Origin of the sequence: Arthrobacter sp. JUb115, assembly GCF_004365035.1 — a bacterium.
GTDB lineage: Bacteria > Actinomycetota > Actinomycetes > Actinomycetales > Micrococcaceae > Glutamicibacter.
On the sequence record NZ_SOBS01000001.1, the window covers coordinates 42,810 to 64,675 of the forward strand.

At 61.3% G+C, this 21,866-nt stretch carries 22 protein-coding genes; 3 read left to right on the forward strand and 19 right to left on the reverse strand.

The features are described 5' to 3' along the window. Positions 1–87: 87 nt before the first annotated feature. The 6 genes from priA to EDF61_RS00225 form a co-directional block, all read right to left on the reverse strand. Positions 88–825 carry a bifunctional 1-(5-phosphoribosyl)-5-((5-phosphoribosylamino)methylideneamino)imidazole-4-carboxamide isomerase/phosphoribosylanthranilate isomerase PriA gene (priA, locus tag EDF61_RS00205; protein WP_105658153.1) on the reverse strand — a complete coding sequence of 246 codons (738 nt, stop codon included), beginning with the start codon at positions 823–825 and terminating at the stop codon, positions 88–90. Between the two features lie 27 nt (positions 826–852). Next, positions 853–1,002: a CG2302 family histidine operon protein gene (locus tag EDF61_RS18670; RefSeq protein ID WP_166650645.1), complete on the reverse strand. Its 150-nt coding sequence runs from the start codon at positions 1,000–1,002 to the stop codon at positions 853–855. 2 nt (positions 1,003–1,004) lie between these two features. Then, complete coding sequence (gene hisH, locus EDF61_RS00210; RefSeq protein ID WP_105658154.1) at positions 1,005–1,640, reverse strand: imidazole glycerol phosphate synthase subunit HisH; 636 nt, start codon at positions 1,638–1,640, stop codon at positions 1,005–1,007. Next, positions 1,641–2,261, reverse strand: coding sequence for an imidazoleglycerol-phosphate dehydratase HisB (gene hisB, locus EDF61_RS00215; RefSeq protein ID WP_013348471.1), 621 nt, complete (start codon positions 2,259–2,261; stop codon positions 1,641–1,643). 22 nt (positions 2,262–2,283) lie between these two features. Beyond that, entirely contained in the window at positions 2,284–3,390 is a 1,107-nt protein-coding gene (locus tag EDF61_RS00220; protein WP_105658155.1) for a histidinol-phosphate transaminase, read from the reverse strand. 81 nt (positions 3,391–3,471) lie between these two features. Next, a complete protein-coding gene (locus tag EDF61_RS00225) occupies positions 3,472–3,825 on the reverse strand; it encodes a LysM peptidoglycan-binding domain-containing protein (protein WP_105658156.1) in 354 nt (117 codons plus the stop codon). Between the two features lie 258 nt (positions 3,826–4,083). Here EDF61_RS00225 and lexA point away from each other — a divergent pair, with 258 nt between their 5' ends. Beyond that, on the forward strand, positions 4,084–4,803 hold the full coding sequence (gene lexA, locus EDF61_RS00230; RefSeq protein WP_133832951.1) for a transcriptional repressor LexA: 720 nt from the start codon (positions 4,084–4,086) through the stop codon (positions 4,801–4,803). A 56-nt stretch (positions 4,804–4,859) separates the two neighbouring features. Here the strand turns inward: lexA and EDF61_RS00235 are convergent, their stop codons facing one another. The 3 genes from EDF61_RS00235 to hflX all read right to left on the reverse strand — a co-directional run bounded on the left by EDF61_RS00235 (position 4,860) and on the right by hflX (position 9,603). Then, a complete protein-coding gene (locus EDF61_RS00235; RefSeq protein ID WP_133832952.1) occupies positions 4,860–5,939 on the reverse strand; it encodes a glycoside hydrolase family 76 protein in 1,080 nt (359 codons plus the stop codon). Positions 5,940–6,044: 105 nt separating this feature from the next. Continuing rightward, positions 6,045–8,042: an ATP-dependent DNA helicase gene (locus tag EDF61_RS00240; protein ID WP_105658159.1), complete on the reverse strand. Its 1,998-nt coding sequence runs from the start codon at positions 8,040–8,042 to the stop codon at positions 6,045–6,047. Then, a complete protein-coding gene (gene hflX, locus EDF61_RS00245) occupies positions 8,035–9,603 on the reverse strand; it encodes a GTPase HflX (protein WP_105661882.1) in 1,569 nt (522 codons plus the stop codon). The genes EDF61_RS00240 and hflX overlap by 8 nt, the downstream gene beginning before the upstream one ends. A gap of 419 nt (positions 9,604–10,022) precedes the next feature. On the opposite strand from hflX, the gene EDF61_RS00250 reads away from it, so the two are divergent. Beyond that, positions 10,023–10,628 (forward strand): class I SAM-dependent methyltransferase, encoded by a 606-nt coding sequence (locus tag EDF61_RS00250; RefSeq protein WP_105658161.1) that lies wholly within the window; start codon positions 10,023–10,025, stop codon positions 10,626–10,628. 69 nt (positions 10,629–10,697) lie between these two features. Here the strand turns inward: EDF61_RS00250 and dapF are convergent, their stop codons facing one another. From dapF to miaB, 3 genes are read right to left on the reverse strand one after another with little or no spacing between them, the layout of a single operon-like run. Beyond that, a complete protein-coding gene (gene dapF, locus EDF61_RS00255; RefSeq protein WP_133832953.1) occupies positions 10,698–11,633 on the reverse strand; it encodes a diaminopimelate epimerase in 936 nt (311 codons plus the stop codon). 32 nt (positions 11,634–11,665) lie between these two features. Then, a complete protein-coding gene (miaA, locus tag EDF61_RS00260) occupies positions 11,666–12,568 on the reverse strand; it encodes a tRNA (adenosine(37)-N6)-dimethylallyltransferase MiaA (RefSeq protein WP_133832954.1) in 903 nt (300 codons plus the stop codon). Positions 12,569–12,572: 4 nt separating this feature from the next. Next, a complete protein-coding gene (gene miaB / locus EDF61_RS00265) occupies positions 12,573–14,102 on the reverse strand; it encodes a tRNA (N6-isopentenyl adenosine(37)-C2)-methylthiotransferase MiaB (protein WP_133832955.1) in 1,530 nt (509 codons plus the stop codon). A gap of 159 nt (positions 14,103–14,261) precedes the next feature. Between miaB and EDF61_RS00270 the strand changes: the two genes are divergently transcribed. Beyond that, on the forward strand, positions 14,262–14,585 hold the full coding sequence (locus EDF61_RS00270; RefSeq protein ID WP_146112308.1) for a hypothetical protein: 324 nt from the start codon (positions 14,262–14,264) through the stop codon (positions 14,583–14,585). On the opposite strand, the gene EDF61_RS00275 is transcribed toward EDF61_RS00270, so the two are convergent. From EDF61_RS00275 to EDF61_RS00305, 7 genes are all read right to left on the reverse strand, one after another. Next, a complete protein-coding gene (locus EDF61_RS00275) occupies positions 14,579–15,367 on the reverse strand; it encodes a regulatory protein RecX (protein ID WP_133832957.1) in 789 nt (262 codons plus the stop codon). The genes EDF61_RS00270 and EDF61_RS00275 overlap by 7 nt on opposite strands. Positions 15,368–15,465: 98 nt before the next feature. Beyond that, complete coding sequence (recA, locus tag EDF61_RS00280) at positions 15,466–16,518, reverse strand: recombinase RecA (RefSeq protein ID WP_105658167.1); 1,053 nt, start codon at positions 16,516–16,518, stop codon at positions 15,466–15,468. 241 nt (positions 16,519–16,759) lie between these two features. Next, on the reverse strand, positions 16,760–16,984 hold the full coding sequence (locus EDF61_RS00285; protein WP_105658168.1) for a DUF3046 domain-containing protein: 225 nt from the start codon (positions 16,982–16,984) through the stop codon (positions 16,760–16,762). Between the two features lie 111 nt (positions 16,985–17,095). After that, on the reverse strand, positions 17,096–17,509 hold the full coding sequence (locus EDF61_RS00290; RefSeq protein WP_105658240.1) for a helix-turn-helix domain-containing protein: 414 nt from the start codon (positions 17,507–17,509) through the stop codon (positions 17,096–17,098). A gap of 196 nt (positions 17,510–17,705) precedes the next feature. After that, positions 17,706–18,188, reverse strand: coding sequence for a CinA family protein (locus tag EDF61_RS00295; protein WP_105661877.1), 483 nt, complete (start codon positions 18,186–18,188; stop codon positions 17,706–17,708). Between the two features lie 10 nt (positions 18,189–18,198). After that, positions 18,199–18,801, reverse strand: coding sequence for a CDP-diacylglycerol--glycerol-3-phosphate 3-phosphatidyltransferase (gene pgsA / locus EDF61_RS00300; protein WP_133832958.1), 603 nt, complete (start codon positions 18,799–18,801; stop codon positions 18,199–18,201). A 5-nt stretch (positions 18,802–18,806) separates the two neighbouring features. Next, positions 18,807–21,797 (reverse strand): FtsK/SpoIIIE family DNA translocase, encoded by a 2,991-nt coding sequence (locus EDF61_RS00305; RefSeq protein WP_105661875.1) that lies wholly within the window; start codon positions 21,795–21,797, stop codon positions 18,807–18,809. Positions 21,798–21,866: the final 69 nt, after the last annotated feature.

Consider the following 21,866-nt stretch of genomic DNA (forward strand, 5'->3'; position numbering starts at 1 on the left):
AAAGACCGGGATCCGCTTTCACGAATAAAAAAAGACGATTCAAAAGCGCGAGCTTCTGAATCGTCTTTCCCTGCTGCAGCATGGGGCCTAGCGGCGACCTGCTACATCGAGCGCTTCTTGCAAGGTGAATTGGCCCGAGTACAGCGCCTTGCCCATGATGGCTCCTTCGATGCCTTCTGGAACCAGCTCGCGCAAGACCCGGAGGTCTTCGAGCGAGGAGATGCCGCCCGAGGCGACAATCGGCTTGCTGGTCTTGGCAGCGATTTCGCGCAATAGTTCAACGTTCGGTCCGCGCAGGGTGCCGTCCTTGGTCACGTCGGTGACGACGTATCGGGCGCATCCGGCATCTTCGAGGCGGGCCAGAACGTCCCACAGGTCGCCTCCGTCCTTGGTCCAGCCGTGGCCGGACAAGGTGGTTCCGCGCACGTCCATGCCCACGGCGATCTTGTCGCCGTGGCGGGCAATGGCCTGCTTGGTCCATTCCGGGTTCTCCAGCGCGGCGGTTCCGAGGTTGACGCGGGTAGCGCCGAATTCCAGGGCCCGGTCAAGTGAAGCGTCATCGCGGATACCGCCGGAGAGCTCGACCTTGATATCCAGTTCCTTGGCAATGCGCTGGACAATCTCAACATTGCTGCCACGGTCAAAGGCTGCGTCCAGGTCGACCAGGTGCAGCCATTCAGCGCCGGCGTTCTGCCAGGAGAGCGCAGCTTCCAGCGGGTCGCCGTATCCGGTCTCGGAACCGGCTTCGCCCTGGACCAGGCGCACTGCCTGTCCGCCAGCGATATCTACTGCAGGCAAAAGTTCGAGGATTGGTTGCTCGCTCATGATGTCCTTAGTGAAGAAGTAATGTGATTAGTAGGTCAAGGACCAGGCTGCGATCAGGCTCAGGCCTGCAAGTACCCACAGCGCGATGATCCATGAGATATGGGCCTTCTGGCTCTTCAGCGAAATGGCTCCGCCAATCAGGAAGGCCCCGACAACGCCCAGAATAAGGGTCCACATGCCTAGAGCGTCCCCAACCAGTTGCGAAGCAGCTGCGCGCCAGCGTCCCCGGACTTCTCCGGGTGGAACTGCACTGCCGATAGCGGGCCGTTCTCGACGGCGGCCACGAAGGGCGTTCCGTGCGTCGACCAGGTCACCTGTGGCGGGGTCATCGCTGGCTGGGTTACGTCGAATTCCCACTTCTGAACAGCGTAGGAGTGCACGAAGTAGAAACGTTCACCCTCGATGCCGGCGAACAGCTTGGATCCTTCCGGCGGGCGTACCGTGTTCCAGCCCATGTGCGGGATGACATCCGACTGCAGGCGTTCAACCTTGCCCGGCCATTCGCCAATGCCTTCGGTTTTCACACCGTGTTCCACGCCTTCTTCAAAGAAGACCTGGTGTCCCACGCAGATACCCAAAACCGGCAGGCCCCCGGCAATGCGGCGACCGATCCAGCGCAGGGAACCGGTTTTGGCCAGCTGCTCCATGACCGAGGCGTAGGCGCCAACACCGGGGACTACCAGGCCGTCGGCGGCCACGATCTTCTTCGGATCTGCGGTCAGTTCCACTTCGGCACCGGCGGCTTCCAAAGCGCGCACAGCGGAGCGGACGTTGCCGGACCCATAATCCAGGACAACTACTGTTTTCTTTTCCACTTACAGTGCACCCTTCGTGGATGGGATCTTGTCGCCCATGCGCTCATCGCGCTCTACCGCTTCGCGCAATGCGCGCGCGAAGGACTTGAACTGCGCTTCAACGATGTGGTGCGGGTCGCGACCCGAGAGCACCTCGATGTGAGCACAGATCTGTGCGTGGAAAGTGATGGCTTCGAAGACGTGACGGGTCATCGAACCGGTGAAGTGACCACCGATCAGGTGGTATTCCTGGCCCGCAGGCTCGCCGGAGTGCACGAGGTATGGCCGGCCCGACACATCGACTACCGAACGGGACAGGGCTTCGTCCAGTGGAGCGTAGGAGGTGCCGAAGCGGCGGATGCCGGCCTTGTTGCCCAGTGCCACGCGCAGTACTTCGCCAATGGTGATCGCGGTGTCCTCGACGGTGTGGTGAACGTCGATGTGGGTATCGCCGGTTGCACGCACGGTGAGATCGATGAGCGAATGCTTGGATAGCGCAGTCAGCATGTGGTCGTAGAACGGCACCGAGGTGCTGATCTCAGAGACACCGGTGCCATCGAGGTCCAGTTCAACGAATACGGACGATTCGCTGGTCACGCGTTCCATGCGGGCGCGACGTGCGCCAATCAATTCGGCAGACATGTCTTCCTTCGCTTGTCTTTGATTACTTCTGCGAGCCGAGCAGTTCGGCAAGTCGTTCCAAGAAGGCTGTGGTTTCCGATTCGGTTCCTGCCGTAACACGCAAGGTTCCCGGGATTCCATTGTCGCGGATGATGATGCCGGCTTCCAACAGGCCTTCCCAAATCTTGTGGGGGTCTTCGACGCCACCGAAGAAGACGAAGTTGGAGTCGGAGACCGATGGCTTGAGGCCAAGTTCCTTCAGGCGCGCGACGATGCGGTCCCGCTGGGACTTGATGTCCTCGACCTGGGCCAACAGCAACTCGATGTTCTTCAAGGCCGCGATGGCGGTTGCCTGGGTCACTGCCGACAGGTGGTACGGCAGTCGCACCAAGCGGATGGCATCGGTGACTTCTGGCGCAGCGGCCAGGTAGCCTACGCGCGCACCGGCCAGGCCGAAAGCCTTGGACATGGTGCGCGAGACAATCAGCCGCTGGCGGCCTTCGAGCAGGCTCAGCGCCGAGGTGGTGCTGGCCAAGGAGAACTCGGCGTACGCCTCATCCACGATCACCATGCCGTTATGCTCGCTCATGGCTTCATATACCGCGGTGATGACGTCCAGGCCAAGGGCCGTGCCGGTGGGGTTATTCGGAGAGCAGAGGAAAACGATGTTCGGCTTGTGCTCGCGAACCTGTGCGGCTGCGGAATCGGCGGACAACGTGAAATCTGCGGCGCGTTCACCGGCGATATATTTCGTGTCAGTACCACTGGCAAGCAGCGGGTACATGGAGTAGGTTGGGCCGAAGCTCATCACGGCACGGCCGGGGCCGCCAAAGGCTTGCAGGATTTGCTGCAGGATTTCATTGGAACCGTTAGCGGCCCAGATATTGTCCTTGGTGAGCGAGTGGCCGAGGTAATCGGCTAGGAGTTCGCGAAGCTCGGTGAACTCGCGGTCCGGATACCGGTTCAACATTGCCGCCGCCTTGGCCACCTCTTGTGCAATGGCATCGACGACTGTCGGTGGCAACGGATGGGTGTTCTCGTTGACGTTCAGCTGGATGGGCACGTCAATTTGTGGTGCGCCATAAGGGGATAGCCCGCGGAGATTCTCACGCAAGGGCAGCTGACTCAAAAGTTCACTGCGGTCATTCACGCATCAAGTCTACGTGCGCAGCGCGCCTGCCGGTGAATCCGCTACGGCCACAGGTAACAAACTCGAAGCAGGCTGGGGAAGCTAGCCGGCAAGGACCGGAATCGACAAGGTTTCGCCAACCTGGATTTCGCTGCCGGTCAGGGCATTGAGTTCGGCGATGTGGCCCACTGCCGAGGTCACGTCGTAACCGGTGGCGTAATCCCGGGCCAGGCTCCACAGCGTATCCCCTGGAATAACGGTGACATCAACGGTTCCGACTCCAACAGGAGTATCGGCTGCGGCATGCGCGTCAGAGGCAAACATGGAGATGAAGAAAGCTGCGGCGATGGTGAGTGCGAAAATGGGCATACCCACAAGCACGGCCCATCCGCGACGGTTGATGCGGATCTTCAGTGGTGCCTGGGTCTGATTTGAGTCAAGTGCGACGGTTGCCATGACTTTGTCTCCTCAAGAAATTCAAGTGATGCGAATTTGTATTCGAAAGCGTAGATTCGAAAACTTGTTCGAACCTCGTATATCTGTTCTAACAGAGGTTTGCGGAACTTGTCCAGAAGTTTTCGAACAAATCTTTGAAAGAAGCTCGCTTATCTACTAAGATTTCGAAGTAGACGAGCAATGAAAACATCTCACCATCTAGCGCCGACAGTTTGGACTTACGAACTTTCGAATGATTGCTAGGGAAGGCAAAATCTCATGTCAGCTTCACAACGCACTCCCCGATCGAATGCACGTTCGCTGACGATTCGCCAAAAGAAGATCCTGGAGACGATCCAGCGGTCAATCGGCAAGAACGGTTATCCACCATCGATGCGTGAGATTGGTGACGCAGTAGGGCTCAAGAGCCTTTCGAGCGTCACCCACCAGCTGAGCCAGCTGGAAAAGCTCGGCTATATCCGTCGAGATCCACGCCGTCCGCGCGCAATGGAAATCCTGCTGCCTCTGCAGCTGGCCGAAGACGCCGAGAAGGCCGAAGTTTCGAAGGAGGTCGAGCCAGATGCCAGCGAAGACGCCAAGATCATTGAATTGAGCACTTCCGCTGACACCACCATGGTTCCCCTGGTTGGCCGTATCGCTGCCGGCGGTCCGATCCTTGCCGAACAGTCCGTCGAAGATGTTTTCTCGTTGCCTCGTCAGCTCGTAGGCCACGGCGAACTGTTCATGCTCAAGGTTTCCGGCGATTCAATGGTTGACGCTGCGATTTGCGATGGCGACTGGGTAGTTGTCCGCCGCCAGCAGACGGCGGACAACGGCGACATCGTAGCTGCCCTGCTCGATGAAGAAGCCACGGTAAAGACTTTCCGGCAGCGTGACGGGCATACCTGGCTGCTTCCGCAGAACTCGCGCTACGAACCAATTTTGGGTGATGCCGCAACGATCATGGGACGCGTCGTCTCGGTGATGCGCTCGCTCTAGAATACGTACGGTCATTGCGCTGGTGCTTGGCACCAGCGCAATTCTCGTTTAACCCGCTATTGGCCGGCGTTCAACTCGAATTGAGCGGCCGCCGAGAAGATCATCCAGCGTTGGATTGCCGCCGAAAGCCGGCGTGGTTCCTGGTCAGCCAGATGGCGCGCCGTTGCCATGACCAGCCTCCTGGCCTGCTCCCGGCTCCGGGCTTCTATGCGGACATCATTACCGGCGAGGGCCAGATATCGGCAGAGTATCCCCGCGAACAGGTTGCCGTCTCCCCCGCTGTTGAACGAGAGGACCCCGGCAGCAGTTGACAGCGATTTCGTGGTGGCATCGATCAGTACTTTAGCGTGAGCCAGATCAGCAGGCTCGCCAAGCTCAAGCAATGCCCCGAGCACCAGGCCCTGGTTATAGGTGTAGACCGCTGGTTCCACGGCGTGTCCCTGCGTGGTCAACCGAAGTCCGTCCAGATACAGTCCTCGCTCCACGCTGAACAGATTCTTTTCCAGCCACTGGAGAAGCTCTCGCGCGGTCTCTTTCTCCCCGGTACGGGCAAAGAACAGTGCCGCCGGCGCGTTGGCTGGCGTGTTCTTGAAATCCCGCTTTCTGGACCAGTACAGGCCGCCGTCCAGCACCCCATCCATGCCGGCATGGAGCTGCCGTCCCAGCGTCCGAACTGCCGCCTCGGCAGGACGGCTCCTGTGTCCCGTCACCAGCTGCGTGAACTCTGACAGGCGGCCGCTGGCCAGGGCAAGCCAAGCCATGTCGTCGAAGAAGTAGTTGGGCAAGATCCCGAAGTTTCGAATTCGAATGCCGCGCAATAGGCCGTTGGCCCGGGCAAGCGCTTCGCGCGCCCGGTGTTCGTTGCCTTCGTCCCAGTACGATCGGCCCTCATCGATGATGGCATCCAGATAGTGCGCCTGCCACCAATAGTTCCACTCCGCAAGCGGGTGCGCGAAACCATTGAGATTGCTGAGCATGCTTCCGTCGCGCAACCGATGCGCTTTGCTGTAGCTCTGTCCAATCCACGTTCCGGGCAACCCCATGAGGCGATGCCCGAACCGCTGGTGGGTGTCGATCGCGGCTTGGTGCGCCAATTCCTGCATGGACTCCATGGTGCCTTCCGATTCGAGCTTCATCAGTTCTTGTCACAGACCTTAGTGCATCTGGAAGCATCATGCTGGTACCGGTTAAAGAACTTGAGCTGTCCCGAAGGACAGCTCAAGTTCATACTCTGGCCGCGGCTATTTCCCGCCCGGGTTCAATCGCTTGAGAACACCAGTGATGACCTTCTTATCGACAGTCGGCCACATCGGCGGCAGGGTAGCTTTCAAGAAGCTGCCGTACCGCGCCGTGGCCATGCGCGAATCAAGGATCGCCACAACGCCCTTATCCCCGACCGAACGAATCAAGCGCCCAGCACCCTGGGCCAGGCGAATCGCCGCATGGGTGGCGGCAACCTGCATGAAGCCATTTCCGCCATGCTTGGCCACGTCCTCGGAACGGGCCTTGGAGATAGGATCATCCGGGCGCGGGAAAGGAATCTTGTCGATGATGACCAGCCGGCAAGAATCGCCTGGCACGTCTACGCCCTGCCACAAGGTCATGGTTCCAAACAGGCAGGTGTCGCGTTCGCTGCTGAACTGTTCGACCAGCGACTTCATGCTGGCTTCACCCTGGCACAAGATTTCCACGTCCAGGCGCTCGCGCAAGATGCTTGCCGCTTCCTCGGCGGAACGCTTGGAAGTGAACAGCGCCAAGGCGCCGCCACCGGAGGCCTTGATGAGATCTTCGATCTCATCCAGCGTCTCCGCCGCCAGTTGGCGTCCTGGCTTGGGCAGGTGCTTGGCCACGTAGAGGATGCCCTGCTTGGGGTAATCGAAAGGGCTGCCAACATCTACGCCGGTCCATGATGGAGCGCCGGCGCCCATCAGGCCCAAGGAGCCTGCTACCGAGTCGAACTGCGAGCCAATGGCCAAGGTGGCGCTGGTCAATACGACCGTGCGCCCGTCGAAGAGGCCCTCGCGCAACTTGCCGGCCACCGACAACGGTGCCACGTTCAAGGTTGCAGGCTGGCTCTCATCGGCCTCGACGTAGCCCCGGCCTTCGACAAACTCCCGCGGACGGGTGGTGTACAGGACCTCGCGGCGTTCTTCGGATTCGAGCATGCGAATCGCATCATCCATCACTGCCTGCAGCTGGGAGCGGGCAGTCTGGCGGCCGCCATCGGCCGGTGCATTGGCTTCGGGCTTGGACAGCGCCAGAGCCAGCCGGGCCTGCTCCACGATGTCGTTCAGGGCAATGCCCATGTCTTCGCGCAGACCATGTTCCAGCAAGCCTGTCGGCAACCCGGTCAACGACTTTTCCAGGCGGTTTGCGGCCTTGACCATCTCATCCGCATTGATACCGCAATGGCGCTTGGCACCGCCAGCGGCGGTAAGCACCATGCGCGAGGAGAGCGCGCCCGAAACCGAGCTGGTCACGCGATCTTGCAGTTCGTGGGCCTCATCGATGATCGCGACTTCGAAGTCCGGGAGAACCGAAAGCCCCTCGAAGGCCGAAACCGCCAGCAACGCATGGTTCGTAATGACCACGTCGGACTCGGCGGCACGGGCACGCGCCATTTCCGAGAAGCATTCGTCCGCCATCGGGCACTTCTGCGAGCCGAGGCACTCCATGGCCGAAACCGAGACCTGCTTCCAAGCCTTGTCACTAACCCCGGGCACCAGTTCATCGCGGTCACCCGTGTCGGTCTCTTCGGCCCATTCACGCAGTTTCATTACTTCGCTAGCCAGCGGCGAGTAAGTTGTGCCGGCAGGTATTGCCGGCTCGTCCATGGAAAAAAGAGTGCCTTCGTCATCCGGGTATCCGCCGCCGAGCTTGTACTGGCACAGGTAGTTCGAGCGCCCCTTGAGCAGCGCGACATCCATCGGGCGCGAGAGCTTGCCCTTGAGCGAGTCGAGTAATCGCGGTACGTCACGGCCGACAATCTGCGATTGCAGCGCCAATGTCGCGGTGGAGACGATCACTGGCTTGGCGCTGGTTTGCGCGTGGGCCAGTGCCGGAATCAGGTAGCCCATGGACTTGCCCGTTCCGGTACCGGCCTGCACCAGCAAATGCTTTTCGTCTTCCAACGCGCTGACCACGTGCTTGACCATTTCCTGCTGGCCGGTGCGCATGGCGCCGCCCATGGAAGTGACCGCGGCCTCCAGGAGCCCCAGGGCCTGCTCTTGCTTATCCATGAAGGTTGAAGGTCTCCAACTCTGCAGCAAAGGAATCGCGCACCTTGACGATCAGCCGGGTGCCCTCCTCCAGGTGTTCGCTTTCCAGGATCTCGGATTCGCTCTGGTGCAGCTTGGCGATCAAATCCCCCCGGTTGTAGGGAATGAGTACCTCAAGCTGGACTCCGGGGCGTGGAATCGAGGAACTGATCTTTTCCAGCAGCTCCTGGATGCCTTCACCGGTATGCGCAGAGACAACCACAGTGTTGGATTCCTTGTTGCGGATGCGTTCGATAACGAACGGATCAGCCACATCAGCCTTATTCACCACGATGATCTCTGGGATGTTCAACGCGTCGACTTCGCCGAGCACGGTGCGCACGGCCTGGATCTGCCCTTCGGGATCCGGATGGGACCCGTCAACGACGTGCAGGATGAGATCCGAATCGGCGATTTCCTCCAAAGTGGAACGGAAGGCTTCCACCAGCTGGGTCGGAAGGTTGGAAACGAATCCCACGGTATCGGCCAGGGTGTAGGTCAGCCCGTCTTCGGTCGCCGACTGGCGAACGGTCGGGTCCAGGGTAGCGAACAGCGCGTTCTCCACCAGCACACCGGCGTTGGTCAGTCGGTTAAGCAGCGATGACTTGCCAGCGTTGGTGTAGCCGGCAATGGCTACGGCCGGAACCTCATTGCGCTTGCGGTTGGCACGCTTGGCTTCGCGCGCAGGCTTCATGGCCTTGATCTCGCGGCGCAGCTTCGCCATGCGGTCGCGAATGCGGCGGCGGTCCATTTCAATCTTGGTTTCACCCGGTCCACGCGAACCGATACCGCCACCGGCGGCACCCACGCGGCCACCGGCCTGGCGGGACATCGATTCTCCCCAACCGCGAAGGCGCGGCAGCAGGTATTCGAGCTGGGCCAGTTCAACCTGCGCCTTGCCCTCTCGCGACTGGGCATGCTGCGCAAAGATATCCAGGATCAGGCTGGTGCGGTCGATCACCTTGACCTTGACGATATCCTCCAAGGCGCGACGCTGCGAAGGAGCCAGCTCTGCATCGACAACCACGGTATCGGCGCCAGTGGAAGCAACAATTCCGCGCAGCTCTTCAGCCTTGCCCGAGCCGAGGAAAGTCGATGGGTCCGGCTTGCTGCGACGCTGCACCAGCCCGTCCAGGACCTCCGAGCCGGCGGTCTCTGCCAAAGCGGCGAGCTCACGCAGAGAATTCTCGGCGTCGGTGACGGTGCCGTCGCTCCAGATGCCAGCCAGCACGACGCGTTCCAGGCGCAGCTGGCGGTACTCGACTTCGGTGACGTCTTCCAGTTCCGTGGACAGGCCTGCGACGCGGCGCAGCGCACGGCGGTCGTCCAAATCTTCCTGGTCCCCGTCGAAATGGGTGAGGCCGGAGGAAAAACGGTTCAGTGCAGAGGCTTGCCCGGCGAAGATGGAACTCTCTTCTTCGCCGAAGTGCTGGACCTGCGGGCTCTGCGCATCGTCGGCTGCGAGGATTCGATCGATGGCGGCCTGGATCTGGGCATCATCCATAGATGCCGAATCGTGCTCGTGTGACTCGGAGTTAGTCATGGTCTCCTTAGAAGTACTTCGCTTTCCAGAATAGTGCGGGTGGGCCCCACTTTGCGACGTGGCGCGTTCAGTTTCGGTTGGTTCATCAAACATTCGTGGTCCTTTGCAAGGAGTAAAGGTCTATGAGCAGACAGGTGAATGCATGGTTACCGGTGAGCAAAGGCGAATGCGGGGTTCCAAAAAGAAGAACTGCCAAGAAGGGGAAATGACTTTGCTGTCTGCTGATTCATGCAGGTGGGCGCGCAAGAAGTGCACGGCCAGCTCGTGGAATCGCGGGTAACCAAGAGGATTACGTATTAGACGAAAATGAAAGTCATAGGGAAAACTCTATCAGTGATATCGTGTCGTGCCTATATCGCTTTGCTCACGTTGGAGACCCTGTTCTTTGGGGTAACCGTACTGGGCGATAAACTTTGCCTATGACCTCGGATCACTACTTCACCGCCAGCCCGGCCTCGGCAGACGAACGTCGCACCATCGAAGTCGAGCTCAATGGCTCGCTGCGCAAAGTGCAGACGGCCTCCGGCATTTTCTCCCCTGCCGGGCTGGATAAGGGCACAGCGGTATTGCTGCAGTACGTGCCGGCCCCTCGCGGACGCATCCTGGATATCGGGTGCGGCTGGGGGCCCATCACCTTGGCCGCTGCCGAGCAGTCCCCGCAGTCCGAGGTCTACGGCGTCGACGTCAATGAGCGTTCCATCGATCTGGCCCGCTTGAACGCCACGGCGTTGGGCTTGTCCAACGTTGTTGTCGGCACTCCTGAATCCGTGGATCCGAACCTGGAATTCGACACCATCTGGTCCAACCCGCCCATTCGCATCGGCAAGGATGCCCTGCATGAGCTGCTGATGCTGTGGTTGCCCCGTTTGGCGCCGGGCGGCGAGGCCTGGATGGTGGTGCAGAAGAACCTTGGCAGTGACTCGTTGCAGAAGTGGCTGGTTGAGCAGCTTCCCTCGGAGTGGAAGATCACCCGCGAAGCGACCGCCAAGGCCTTCCGCGTGCTGAAGGTAGCGCGCCCGGCCTAGAGGACCGAAGGCAAACCGCAGATCCGCTAGCCGAGCCAATCTGCGGTTCTGCGAAGAACCGGATCAGTTCTACTGCGCACCGAGGATCCCGCGCGCCACCAGATCCGCGGGGCCGCTGAGGATCGTATCTTCTCCGCCGCTTGCATTGCCGCGGAATTCAACGCCGACCACGCCGCCTGGCACCGCAACAGCCCACTGGTTGATCAGCGCGGTGCTGCGCGCCCAGTAGCGTACGGCAGCTGCAGCCGCGCAGGCACCGGTACCGCAAGAGAGGGTCTCGCCTACCCCGCGTTCATGGACGCGCATCTGGACCTGGGCAACTCCGTCTTCTTCAATCAGCGGTTCGGATGGAACCACGAATTCCACGTTGGTGCCGTGGGCAGGAACGGGAGATACCTCTGGTGCCTGGAACAGGTCCAATTCTTCGAGCATTCGGGCATCGGGCAACGCCACAACGGTGTGCGGATTGCCCATGGTGATGCTCAAGGCCGGCAGGGCCTGTTCCCAGCCACGCGGCTTGACCATGGAGTCCACGGATTTTTCGGCCGCGTCCTGCTCGAAGATCAGGCCCCAAGGACCCAGGTTCACTGCGTAGCCATCGACCAGGCGGGTAATTTCCTTGACCCCTGCACGGCTGCCGATTTGGAAGCTTTGCCCCACCTGGAGGCTCACCAGCCCCTCGGCAATCAGGTAGTGCGCGAAGGCACGCACGCCATTGCCGCACATTTCGGCGATGGAACCGTCGTTGTTCCGGTAATCCATGAACCAGTAGGCCTTGGGGTTCTCCAGGAACTGCTCTTCGTATCCCGGAACCTTGGAGGTTGGCACGGCACGGATGAGCCCGTCGCCGCCAATGCCGAAGCGGCGATGGCACAGGGCCGCTACCTGTTCGGGGGTGATGTCGAGCTTTGCTTCAGGGTCTGCAACCAGTACGAAGTCGTTGCCGGTAGCGTGGCCCTTGGCAAAATGTTGTCCAGCCAGCTGTCCTAGTTCGGTGCGGTACATCAATGCTCCTAGAGTTTTCCTGCGTATGTTGGCTAGCCAATGATCTTCAGCGTTTTTTCCAGCAGTCCCGGTTCGATCGGGTTCAGCCAGTTGACCCGCTGGTCTGCATTGAACCAGGTGATCTGCCGTCGCGCGAACTTGCGCGTGGCGATGATCGTCTGGTCGATGGCTTCGGCTCGGGTGATCAGCGCATCCAAGTAGTCAATGTACTGCTGGTACCCGATGGCACGCGAAGCGGTCTTGCCTTCGCGTAATCCTTGTTCAAGAAGTCCTGCGACTTCTTCGGCTAATCCCATGGCATCCATCTTGTGCACGCGGGCCTCCAGGGCTTCGTGCAATGCATGCCGGTCATAGTTCAAACCGATCTGGATTGCCGGTGCGGCATACTCGCGTTGCGGCATGAAGGAGCTGAAGGCCCGCCCGGAAATCTCGTAGACTTCAAGGGCCCGGATCGCGCGGCGCAAATCCAGGTTGCGCCCAGCTGACACCGGGTCCACCTCGGCCAATCGGCGGCGCAGGGGTCCGTCGCCTTCGGCCTCGACCTCAGCCTCCAGCCGTTTCCTGACCCCGGGATCCGTCGGCGGGAAATCGATGACGTCAAGTGCTGCGCGTACATACAGTCCAGAGCCGCCGACCATCACCGGAATCTTGCCGCGGGCCTGGATTCGGGCGAAGTGGTCGCGGGCTTGGGCTTGGAAGGCCGCGACGGACGCTTCCTCGGTGATGGCCATGGTGTCGAGCAAATGATGCTCGATGCCGCCACGTTCATCCACCGGCAGCTTCGCGGTGCCGATATCCATGCCGCGGTAGAACTGCAGGGCATCTGAATTGACGATTTCCCCGCCCAGTTCCCGGGCCAGGGCAATAGCCAAATCTGACTTGCCGGTGCCGGTGGGGCCGACGATGGCGATGACCGGCAGGTTCGAATTGGTCATGTACTTAGCTACGCACTTTCAAGGTTGGCATGCCCAAGCTCGTGCGGCCGATGGAACCGTTCGCAGCTGGGGAAGGTACCCCGCAGCTTTCGGCTTGGGCACGGTCCCAGGCATCCCCGGCACGCGAACGGCGCAGGGAGTACTGGTCAGCGGTGGGATCGGAAATCAGGTGGAATGATGCCACTTCGGTAATAGGCAGGGTGACCAGATCGCCTGGGCGCGGGGCTTGGGCTCCGTCAGGCACAGAGAAGTGCACCAGGCGCTGGTCCTGCGAGCGTCCGGACAGGCGCCGGGTTTCCCCGGACTTGCGTCCGGACTGCTCGGTGGCCATCACTTCTACGGTACGGCCCAGCTGCTTCGCATTCTCTTCCTTGGCAATGCGGTCCTGGAGCGCGGTCAGTCGCTCGTAGCGTTCCTGGACCACGGCCTTGGGCAGCTGGTCTTTAAGTTCGGCTGCCGGTGTTCCCGGCCGCTTGGAATACTGGAAGGTGAATGCCGAGGAGAATCGCGACGCTTCAACCACGTCGAGGGTGGCTTGGAAGTCCTCTTCGGTTTCGCCCGGGAAGCCAACGATGATGTCGGTGGTGATTGCCGCATGCGGGATGCGTTCGCGAACCTTTTCCAGGATGCCCAGGAATTTCTTGGACCGGTAGGAGCGGCGCATTTCCTTGAGCACCCTGTCCGAGCCGGACTGCAGCGGCATATGCAGCTGCGGCATCACGTTCGGGGTCTCGGCCATGGCATCGATGACGTCATCGGTGAAGGCCGCTGGGTGCGGGCTGGTGAAGCGCACGCGTTCGAGTCCTTCTATTTCGCCGCAAGCGCGCAGCAACTTGCCGAAGGCCAAGCGGTCTCCGAATTCCACGCCGTAGGAATTCACGTTCTGGCCCAGCAGGGTCACTTCGATGGCCCCATCATCGACCAGGGCCTGGATTTCGGCGAGGATCTCGCCCGGGCGGCGATCGCGCTCCTTGCCGCGCAAGGATGGGACGATGCAGAAGGTGCAGGTATTGTTGCAACCCACGGAAATGGAGACCCAGCCTGCGTACACGGATTCGCGCCGAGTCGGCAAGGTGGATGGGAAGACATCCAGTGATTCCAGGATCTCCAGTTGCGCCTCCTGGTTGTGGCGCGAGCGGGCCAGCAGCGTAGGCAACGAACCGATATTGTGCGTGCCGAACACCACGTCTACCCATGGGGCTTTCTTGACGATGGTGTCCCGGTCCTTCTGGGCAAGGCACCCGCCGACGGCAATTTGCATATTGGGGCGTTCGGCCTTCAGGTTCTTCAGCAGGCCCAGATGCCCGTAGAGCTTGTTGTCTGCGTTTTCACGCACTGCGCAGGTATTGAAGACGACGACGTCGGCTGCTTCTTCGGCCAGCTCTTCGGATTTGCGGCTTAGGCCCGCATCTTCCAGGAGACCGGAGAGCCGCTCGGAATCGTGCACGTTCATTTGGCAGCCGAAGGTACGTACTTCATAGGTACGGGGTAGTTCTCCACTGCCTATGTTGCTCAAGGTATGTTGCTCAGTCACTCTTCAAGATTACCGAAGATTGGGTACTGCTGAAATACAGGTGACCTTGGGACGCGCTCCTGCGTGCTGTTCGCAGCGCGTGCCCGCTAATCGCCGGATTCACCGCTTCCCTCGGAAGGGTTAGGATTGAATTAGACTATCAACTAGCCAATTCGGCCTATGAGAGAGATTTCCGTGGAAAACCATTCACCCCGCCCACAACCGGAACCCGAGAAATCCCGCCCATTGCGCTTGTCACGCGGCATGAAGGTCTTCCATATCTGGATGGCCGGAATATCCGCACTTTTCCTTTTCGCCATCCCGATCGCCATCGGCCTCCTCCCGCCGATGGACCACGAGACCGATGACCTGCTGTTCAATATCGGTGTTGGCTCGGTGCTTGCCGGGATCGCCGCCTTGATCCTGTGGGCATACCAGGGCATTGACGATTGGCTTGGACGCCGCAGCAAAGCACCTGCCCAGGATCCGAAGCGCAATCAGTAGCGGCTACCGAAGCGCTCTTCCCATTCTTCGCGCGCGACCTTGAAGGCCAAGCCGCCGTTGTAGCCTTTACGCCCCAGCATCCCTACTAGTCGGCGTAATGCCCTATCCCGATCTGCGCCCATGGATTCCGGGCGCAGTTTCGCGCGAACCAGTTCACGGGCCCGCTGCTCCTCGGCCTCATCATCAATCTGCTCAAGCGCTTCAGCGGCCAGTTCATCGTCTACGCCCTTGGTGCGCAGCTCGCGCTTGATCGCCCCACGGGCCAAACCGCGCGAGCGCGCGCGGGCAACTACCCACGACTTCGCAAAGCGTTCATCATCAACGAGATTGATCTCGGCATACCGGTCGATGACTTCATCAGCGATATCCTCAGGGCATTGGTTGTCAAGAAGCTTGTCCTTGAGCTGTTTCGCGGTCTTGTCGCTGGCTGCGAGCTGGCGCAGCAAAATGCCACGCGCCTTTTCCCGCCACTGGTCATCGCTGAGCTCTTCAGGCTCCCCGGCTTCGCGCGCCGCTTTTCTCGCTTCGCGTGCTTCGCGGCGTTCCTGCTTCGAGGGTTTGGCCGGTGCGGGCGCGGCAACAATCTGTTCCATCGCCGCACGCAGCTCTTCAACACTGCCCGGTTTCCTGGATTCCTCCGGGAAGCTGGCAATGGTGCGGGAGGTGCTGCCCGCTGGCATGGCTGGGGTTGCGGCGCGCCGGGCGGCGCGTTCCCGCCTAGCTGATTCCTCAGCCGCTTGTGCTTCCACTTCTTCCGGGCTGGGTTTTGCCCAGTCCGGCATGTCCTCGGGATCCCCCTGGAACTCTTTGGAAACGGACGTAGCGTCCGACCCGGAATTCTTTCCGGGTCGGACGCTACGTCGCTGGAAGCCTGGGGCCACTACTTATCGCCCTCGACGACTCGCAGTTCGGTCTCGTCTTCTTCAACTTCTTCCTGTGGCAGAACGCCGAGCTTCTGCAAGATCTGGCGCTCGAGTTCGTCGGCCAGATCCGGGTTGTCGCGCAGGAAGCGGCGGGCGTTTTCCTTGCCCTGGCCCAGCTGGTCCCCGTCGTAGGTGAACCAGGCACCGGACTTCTTGACCAGGTTATGCTCGACACCCATATCGATGAGCGAACCTTCGCGGGAGATGCCGTGGCCGTACAGGATGTCGAATTCAGCCTGCTTGAAAGGAGGAGCCATCTTGTTCTTGACGACCTTGCAGCGGGTGCGGTTGCCGACCGCGTTGGTGCCCTCTTTCAGGGTCTCGATGCGGCGGATGTCGATGCGAACCGAAGCGTAGAACTTCAGCGCCTTGCCACCAGTGGTGGTTTCCGGGCTGCCGAAGAAGACGCCAATCTTTTCACGCAGCTGGTTGATGAAGATTGCGGTAGTCTTCGAGGCCGAGAGGCGGCCGGTGATCTTGCGCAGAGCCTGGGACATCAAGCGGGCCTGCAGGCCGACATGGCTGTCACCCATTTCGCCTTCGATTTCGGCGCGTGGAACCAGTGCTGCCACGGAGTCGATGACGATGATATCCAGAGCGCCGGAGCCCACGAGCATATCCATGATTTCCAGGGCCTGCTCACCGGTATCCGGCTGGGAGACCAGCAGTGCGTCGGTGTCGACGCCCAGCTTCTTGGCGTATTCCGGATCAAGCGCGTGCTCAGCATCGATGAAAGCCGCAACGCCGCCGGCCTTCTGCGCGCTGGCGACTGCATGCAGGGCAACCGTGGTTTTACCCGAGGACTCAGGGCCGTAGATTTCAACCACGCGGCCGCGTGGCAGGCCGCCAATGCCAAGGGCGACATCCAAGGCAACCGAACCGGTAGGAATTACTTCAATGGGTGCACGGGTTTCATCGCCCAGGCGCATGACCGAGCCCTTGCCGTAGGCCTTGTCGATTTGGCCCAGGACAGCCTCTAGCGCCTTTTCCCGATCATTTTTTGCTGCCATGGTTCACCTTTGCTCTTGCAAGCCTGCTACGTACTTGCTCATGAATTTTGTCCTGCAATAGACAGTATGCTTGCCCACCGACACTTTGGACTCCGATAGCCCTCAAGTGTGGACAGTCTCAGTGCTTAAGTTCTTGGTGCAGTTTCCTGCGTTGCTTCTAGGATAACCCTATCCGAACAGGTGTTCGAAATTCAACACGGCGTGTTCGAAGATCCAGTGCCGGGACTTTCGAACGGAATCGCTACGATTCCTTCGGCTCGATATCCACGCCAAGCCAGCGTTCGGCCGGAATGTCTTGCGCCTTGCACAGGGCTTCCCAAATCTGCTTGGGCTTGATGCCCTTGTCCAGCGCCTGCGCGGCGGTAAGGCTGCCAAGTTCGGTAAGGGCCATGGAATCGGCCAGCACGTGGGAGTACCGCGCGCCGAACTCGTTTTCCATGTTGCGCCAGAAATCGCTGATTTTCACCTAATTATTCTCCCACGCATAGGCAAGGAGCCCACGCATTTCGCGCAGGCTCCTTGCACGGCTGCCGGCAGTCTCGATTACTGAGTAGCGGTAGCCCTAAAAAATTTGGTTCTAGACCGAGGCCAATGGCTTGTTGCCGCTCTTGGCCGCAAACTCGTTGGCCATATCCGTAGGGACGGTATCCGGGATAGCAATGCCCTCTGCCAGGGCAACGCGCTCGGATACTTCACGGAGCATCAGGGACAATGGGATTTCCAGCGCCACGCAGATCGAGGAGAGCAGCTCCGAAGAGGCTTCCTTCTGGCCACGCTCAACCTCGGACAGGTAGCCAAGGGAAACACGTGCGCTATGCGAAACCTCGCGAAGGGTACGCCCCTGGCGCTGACGGACGTCGCGCAGAACATCGCCGATTTCATGACGGAGTACTACCATTTTGTGCTCCTCCTTCTCGGGCTGGACCATATGGGCTTCTCCCATATCGCGCCAACGGACGACACCATTGACAGTTACGGGTTGCTTGACCATGAATTTAGCCTCTGCTCCTAGGTCCATCTCGAAGATCTAATCAAATACGGGGGCCATCCTTGCGGCCCTGCAATTCGTACAACGACAGGTCATACGATTTTGTTCCCGTACATTCACCCTAATCACTTAAATGCGACCTACGCCACATATGCCGTGATTTTTGCGTAACATCTCGGGAAGAAGAGTATTTCGCGTCTTACTGTGAAGAAGCTTTATCCAAGATGGCAGCGAACTGGTGAAGTGCCGCCAGGGTGCTCTGCTCGCGGATCTGTGCCCGGTCTCCCACGAAGTGGTGGACTTCGGATCCCGAGTCAGCGCCCATGGCCCACCCAATATACACGGTTCCCACCGCCTTGCCATCGTGCGGGTCCGGTCCAGCGACCCCGGTTGCAGAAATCGCCGCGTCTGCACCGCAGGCACGCTGCGCCCCTACGGCCATCTGCCGGGCAACCTCGGGATCCACCGATCCGTTGGAGGCAAGCAGCATCTCGTCGACGCCCAGCAGCGATGACTTCACCGCCGAGGAATAGCTGACAACTCCCCCGCGCAGCACCGCCGAGGCGCCGGGCACCTCGGCCAGGCGCGCGGCAATCATGCCAGCGGTCAGCGATTCGGCCGTAGCCAGCTGCACATCGCCTTCAATGGCCTTGGCGATCACCTCGGGTGCCTGGGGCTTCATGGTGCCGGCCCTACTTCTGCTTCTTGGCCGCGGCTGCCAGCTGGCCGGCCTTGACCAGGTATTCCAGTCCGGTGACCACGGTGACGGCCAGGGTCAGCAGCATCAGGTACCACGCCACGGTGCCCAGCCAGTCAATGGTGTGGGTGTAGGGCAGCAGGTACAGGCCGATCACGATGGCCTGCAACACGGTCTTGATCTTGCCGCCCATATTCGCGGCAATCACGCCGTAGCGGATGACCACCACGCGCAGCAAGGTGATGCCCCATTCGCGCGCCAGGATCACGATGGTGACCCACCAAGGCAGCTCGGCCAGGATCGAGAAGCAAACCAGCGCCGAACCGGTGAGCAGCTTGTCGGCGATCGGGTCCGCGATCTTGCCGAAGTTGGTGACCAGCCCGCGGCTGCGCGCCAGGTCCCCGTCGAGCTTGTCGGTGTACATGGCCACCACGAAAAGTCCCAGCGCGACCCAGCGCCACAGGCCTTGCTCGTGGTTATCGGCCATCAGGGCCCAGACGAAGAAAGGCACCATGATGATGCGGATGGTAGTGAGCACGTTGGCGATATTCAGCGTCGGTACCGGTGGCTGGGCACTGCGGCCAGCTTGCTCGCTCATGGGTTTCAGTTTCTTCCTGTCAGGTCCCAGGCGTCTTCGCCAGGTTCGTCGGAGCCATCGAAGTAGTCGACGGCTTGCGGGCGATCTTCCAGATCCTTGGCAACCAGGTCCTCGGCATAGTCGGTGACCGGCTCGGCGTGGTTCACGTTGGCTTCGGCCACCAGCGCGGCCTCGGTGGCCGACGGGGTGCTGGTCGCCGGGTCATCGCCGCGCATCGCGGCCAGGACCATGGGCAGGTCATCGGGCTGGATCAGCACATCGCGGGCCTTGGAGCCCTCGGAAGGGCCGACAACGCCCCGCGATTCCATCAGGTCCATCAGGCGTCCGGCCTTGGCGAAGCCCACGCGCAGCTTTCGCTGCAGCATCGAGGTGGAGCCGAACTGGCTGGTGACCACGAGCTCGGTAGCCTGCAGCAGCAGATCCAGATCGTCTCCGATGTCCTCATCGATCTGCTTCTTCTTCTCGGCAGCCGGGATCACGTCTTCCCGGTACTCGGGCTTCAGCTGGCTCTTGACGTGCTCGACCACGCGGTGGATTTCGGATTCGGTCACCCAGGCGCCCTGCACGCGCATCGGCTTGGAGGTGCCCATCGGCAGGAACAGGGCGTCGCCCTGGCCCAGCAGCTTCTCGGCCCCGGGCTGGTCCAGGACCACGCGGGAGTCGGTGACCGATGAGGTCGCGAAGGCCATGCGCGAGGGCACGTTGGCCTTGATCAAGCCGGTGACCACATCCACCGAGGGGCGCTGGGTGGCCAGCACCAGGTGGATGCCGGCGGCACGCGCCAGCTGGGTGATGCGCACGATCGACTCTTCGACATCGCGCGGGGCGACCATCATCAAGTCGGCGAGCTCATCGACGATCACCAGCAGGTACGGGTAGGGCTTGAGCACGCGCTTGGAACCCTCCGGAGGGTGCACCTTGCCGGCCTTGACCGCCTTGTTGAAGTCGTCGATGTGCTTGAAACCGAAGTTGGCCAGATCGTCGTAGCGGGTGTCCATTTCGCGGACCACCCAGCCCAGTGCCTCGGCGGCCTTCTTCGGGTTGGTGATGATCGGGGTGATCAGGTGCGGCACGCCTTCGTAGGCGGTCAGCTCCACGCGCTTGGGGTCGACCATGACCATGCGCACCTCGTCCGGGGTGGAGCGCATCAGGATCGAGGTGATCATCGAGTTCACGAACGAGGACTTGCCCGCGCCGGTGGCGCCTGCCACCAGCAGGTGCGGCATCTTGGCCAGGTTGGCCACGACGAAGCCGCCTTCCACGTCCTTGCCCACGCCCATCACCATCGGGTGCTCGGTCTTGCGGGCATTGGAGCTGCGCAGCACATCGCCCAGCGCCACGACTTCCTTGTCGGTGTTCGGGATCTCGATGCCGATGGCGGACTTGCCCGGAATCGGCGAGAGGATGCGCACATCCGAGGAAGCCACCGCATAGGAGATGTTCTTGGACAGCGCGGTGACCTTCTCCACCTTGGTGCCCGGGGCCAGCTCGATCTCGTAGCGGGTCACCGTGGGCCCGCGGGAGAACCCGGTGACCTTCGCGTCGACCTTGAATTGCTGCAGGGTGTTGGTCAGCGCGTCGACCACCACCTGGTTGGCCTCGGATGCTTCCTTGGCCGGCGGGCCGGCAGGAAGGTAGTGCTCCTCGGGCAGGGTGTAGGTGACATCCCCGGAGAGCTGCAGCTGCTCGCTGCGTGCCGGGATCGGCGCCTGCGGGGATGCGGAGAGCCCGGCGGCGCGCGAGGAGACCTGGTCCATCGCGGAGGTGGTGGCCTCGGGCTCGGCCTTCAGCCCGATATTGGCCATGATCTCGGCCATCTCGGATTCGGCCTTGGTCGGGCGCTTGACCCCTGGCGGAGGACCGGAGGGCTTCGGGATGGCAACCGTGGCGGTGTCTTCCTGGGCCGGGGCGGCGGCGGACTCGAAGTCCGGGCGGGCGATGGCCTGGGTGGCGGCCTCGTCGGCGTCGAAGATCTTGCCGGAGTTGCGGTTGACGGCAGGCATCGCGCCGGTGGACTGTTCGGCAGGATCATCCTGGCCGATGACCGCCTTGTCGTAGGCGACATCGCCGGGGCGTTCAGCGTGCTCGCCGCCGTCCACGTCGTAGACCTCGGTGACCTTGCGGGCGGCCGCGGCCCGGCGTTCGAAGAAGCCGGGCTTCTTCTTCCTGGCAGCGGGGGCCGGAGCCTCGTCCTGCGGGTAGAGGTAGGACTGGTCATGGTCCTCGCCGGCTGGATCAAGTTCCACTGCGGCCGTGGGGCGGGCGGCACGGGGTGCATCCGGGTCCTGGCCGAGCAGGCGGTTGTAGCCCGAACGCACGCGCGAAGGGATCTGCGTAAATGGCGTGGCGGTGACGATCAGGATGGACATGACCACCAGGAAGATGAACACGGCCATGGCGCCCGGGACCGAGATCAGCAGGCCCAGCGGGGTGCCCAGGATGGAACCGGCCATGCCGCCGGCATTCCAGAGCGCCTGGAAATCGTCGGAGACCGCTGGCGAGCCGTTGGCCAGCGAGGCGATGGACGAGCCGGAGAGCGTCATGATCAGCAGGCCGATGCCGATGCGGTTGTTCGCGGTGACCGCCTCCGGGTAGCGGAAGAGCCGGAAGGCGCCGATGAACAAGATCACCGGCAGCAGCACGGCCATGAAGCCCAGGGTGCCGCCGGCGACCGCGTGCACGCCGGTGCCGAACCACCCCGCATCGCGCAGGCCCCACCATTCGATGATCGCGACGATCATCGAGATCAGCGCGAGGAACAGTCCGGTGCCGTCGCGGCGCAGCTCGTAGTCAGGCTTGACGGTTCCGCCGATGCGGCGGAATGCGCCGCCGAAGATCCGGGCAATGCCCATCCACACGCTGCGTATTGCGCGCAGCGGCAGGGCGAGTTCCGCATCCGGGTTCTCGGGCGTTTTCTTGGAGGACGAGGAGCCAGGCGCCTTGGGTTTGCGCGCCGCGGTCTTCTTCGTCCCCTGAGACTGGGTACGTGGGGCCATACTCCAAGGGTATCGCCCCCGGCTGGATGCACCCAGAATTTACACGTCTGCACGGGGTGCGCCAGCAGC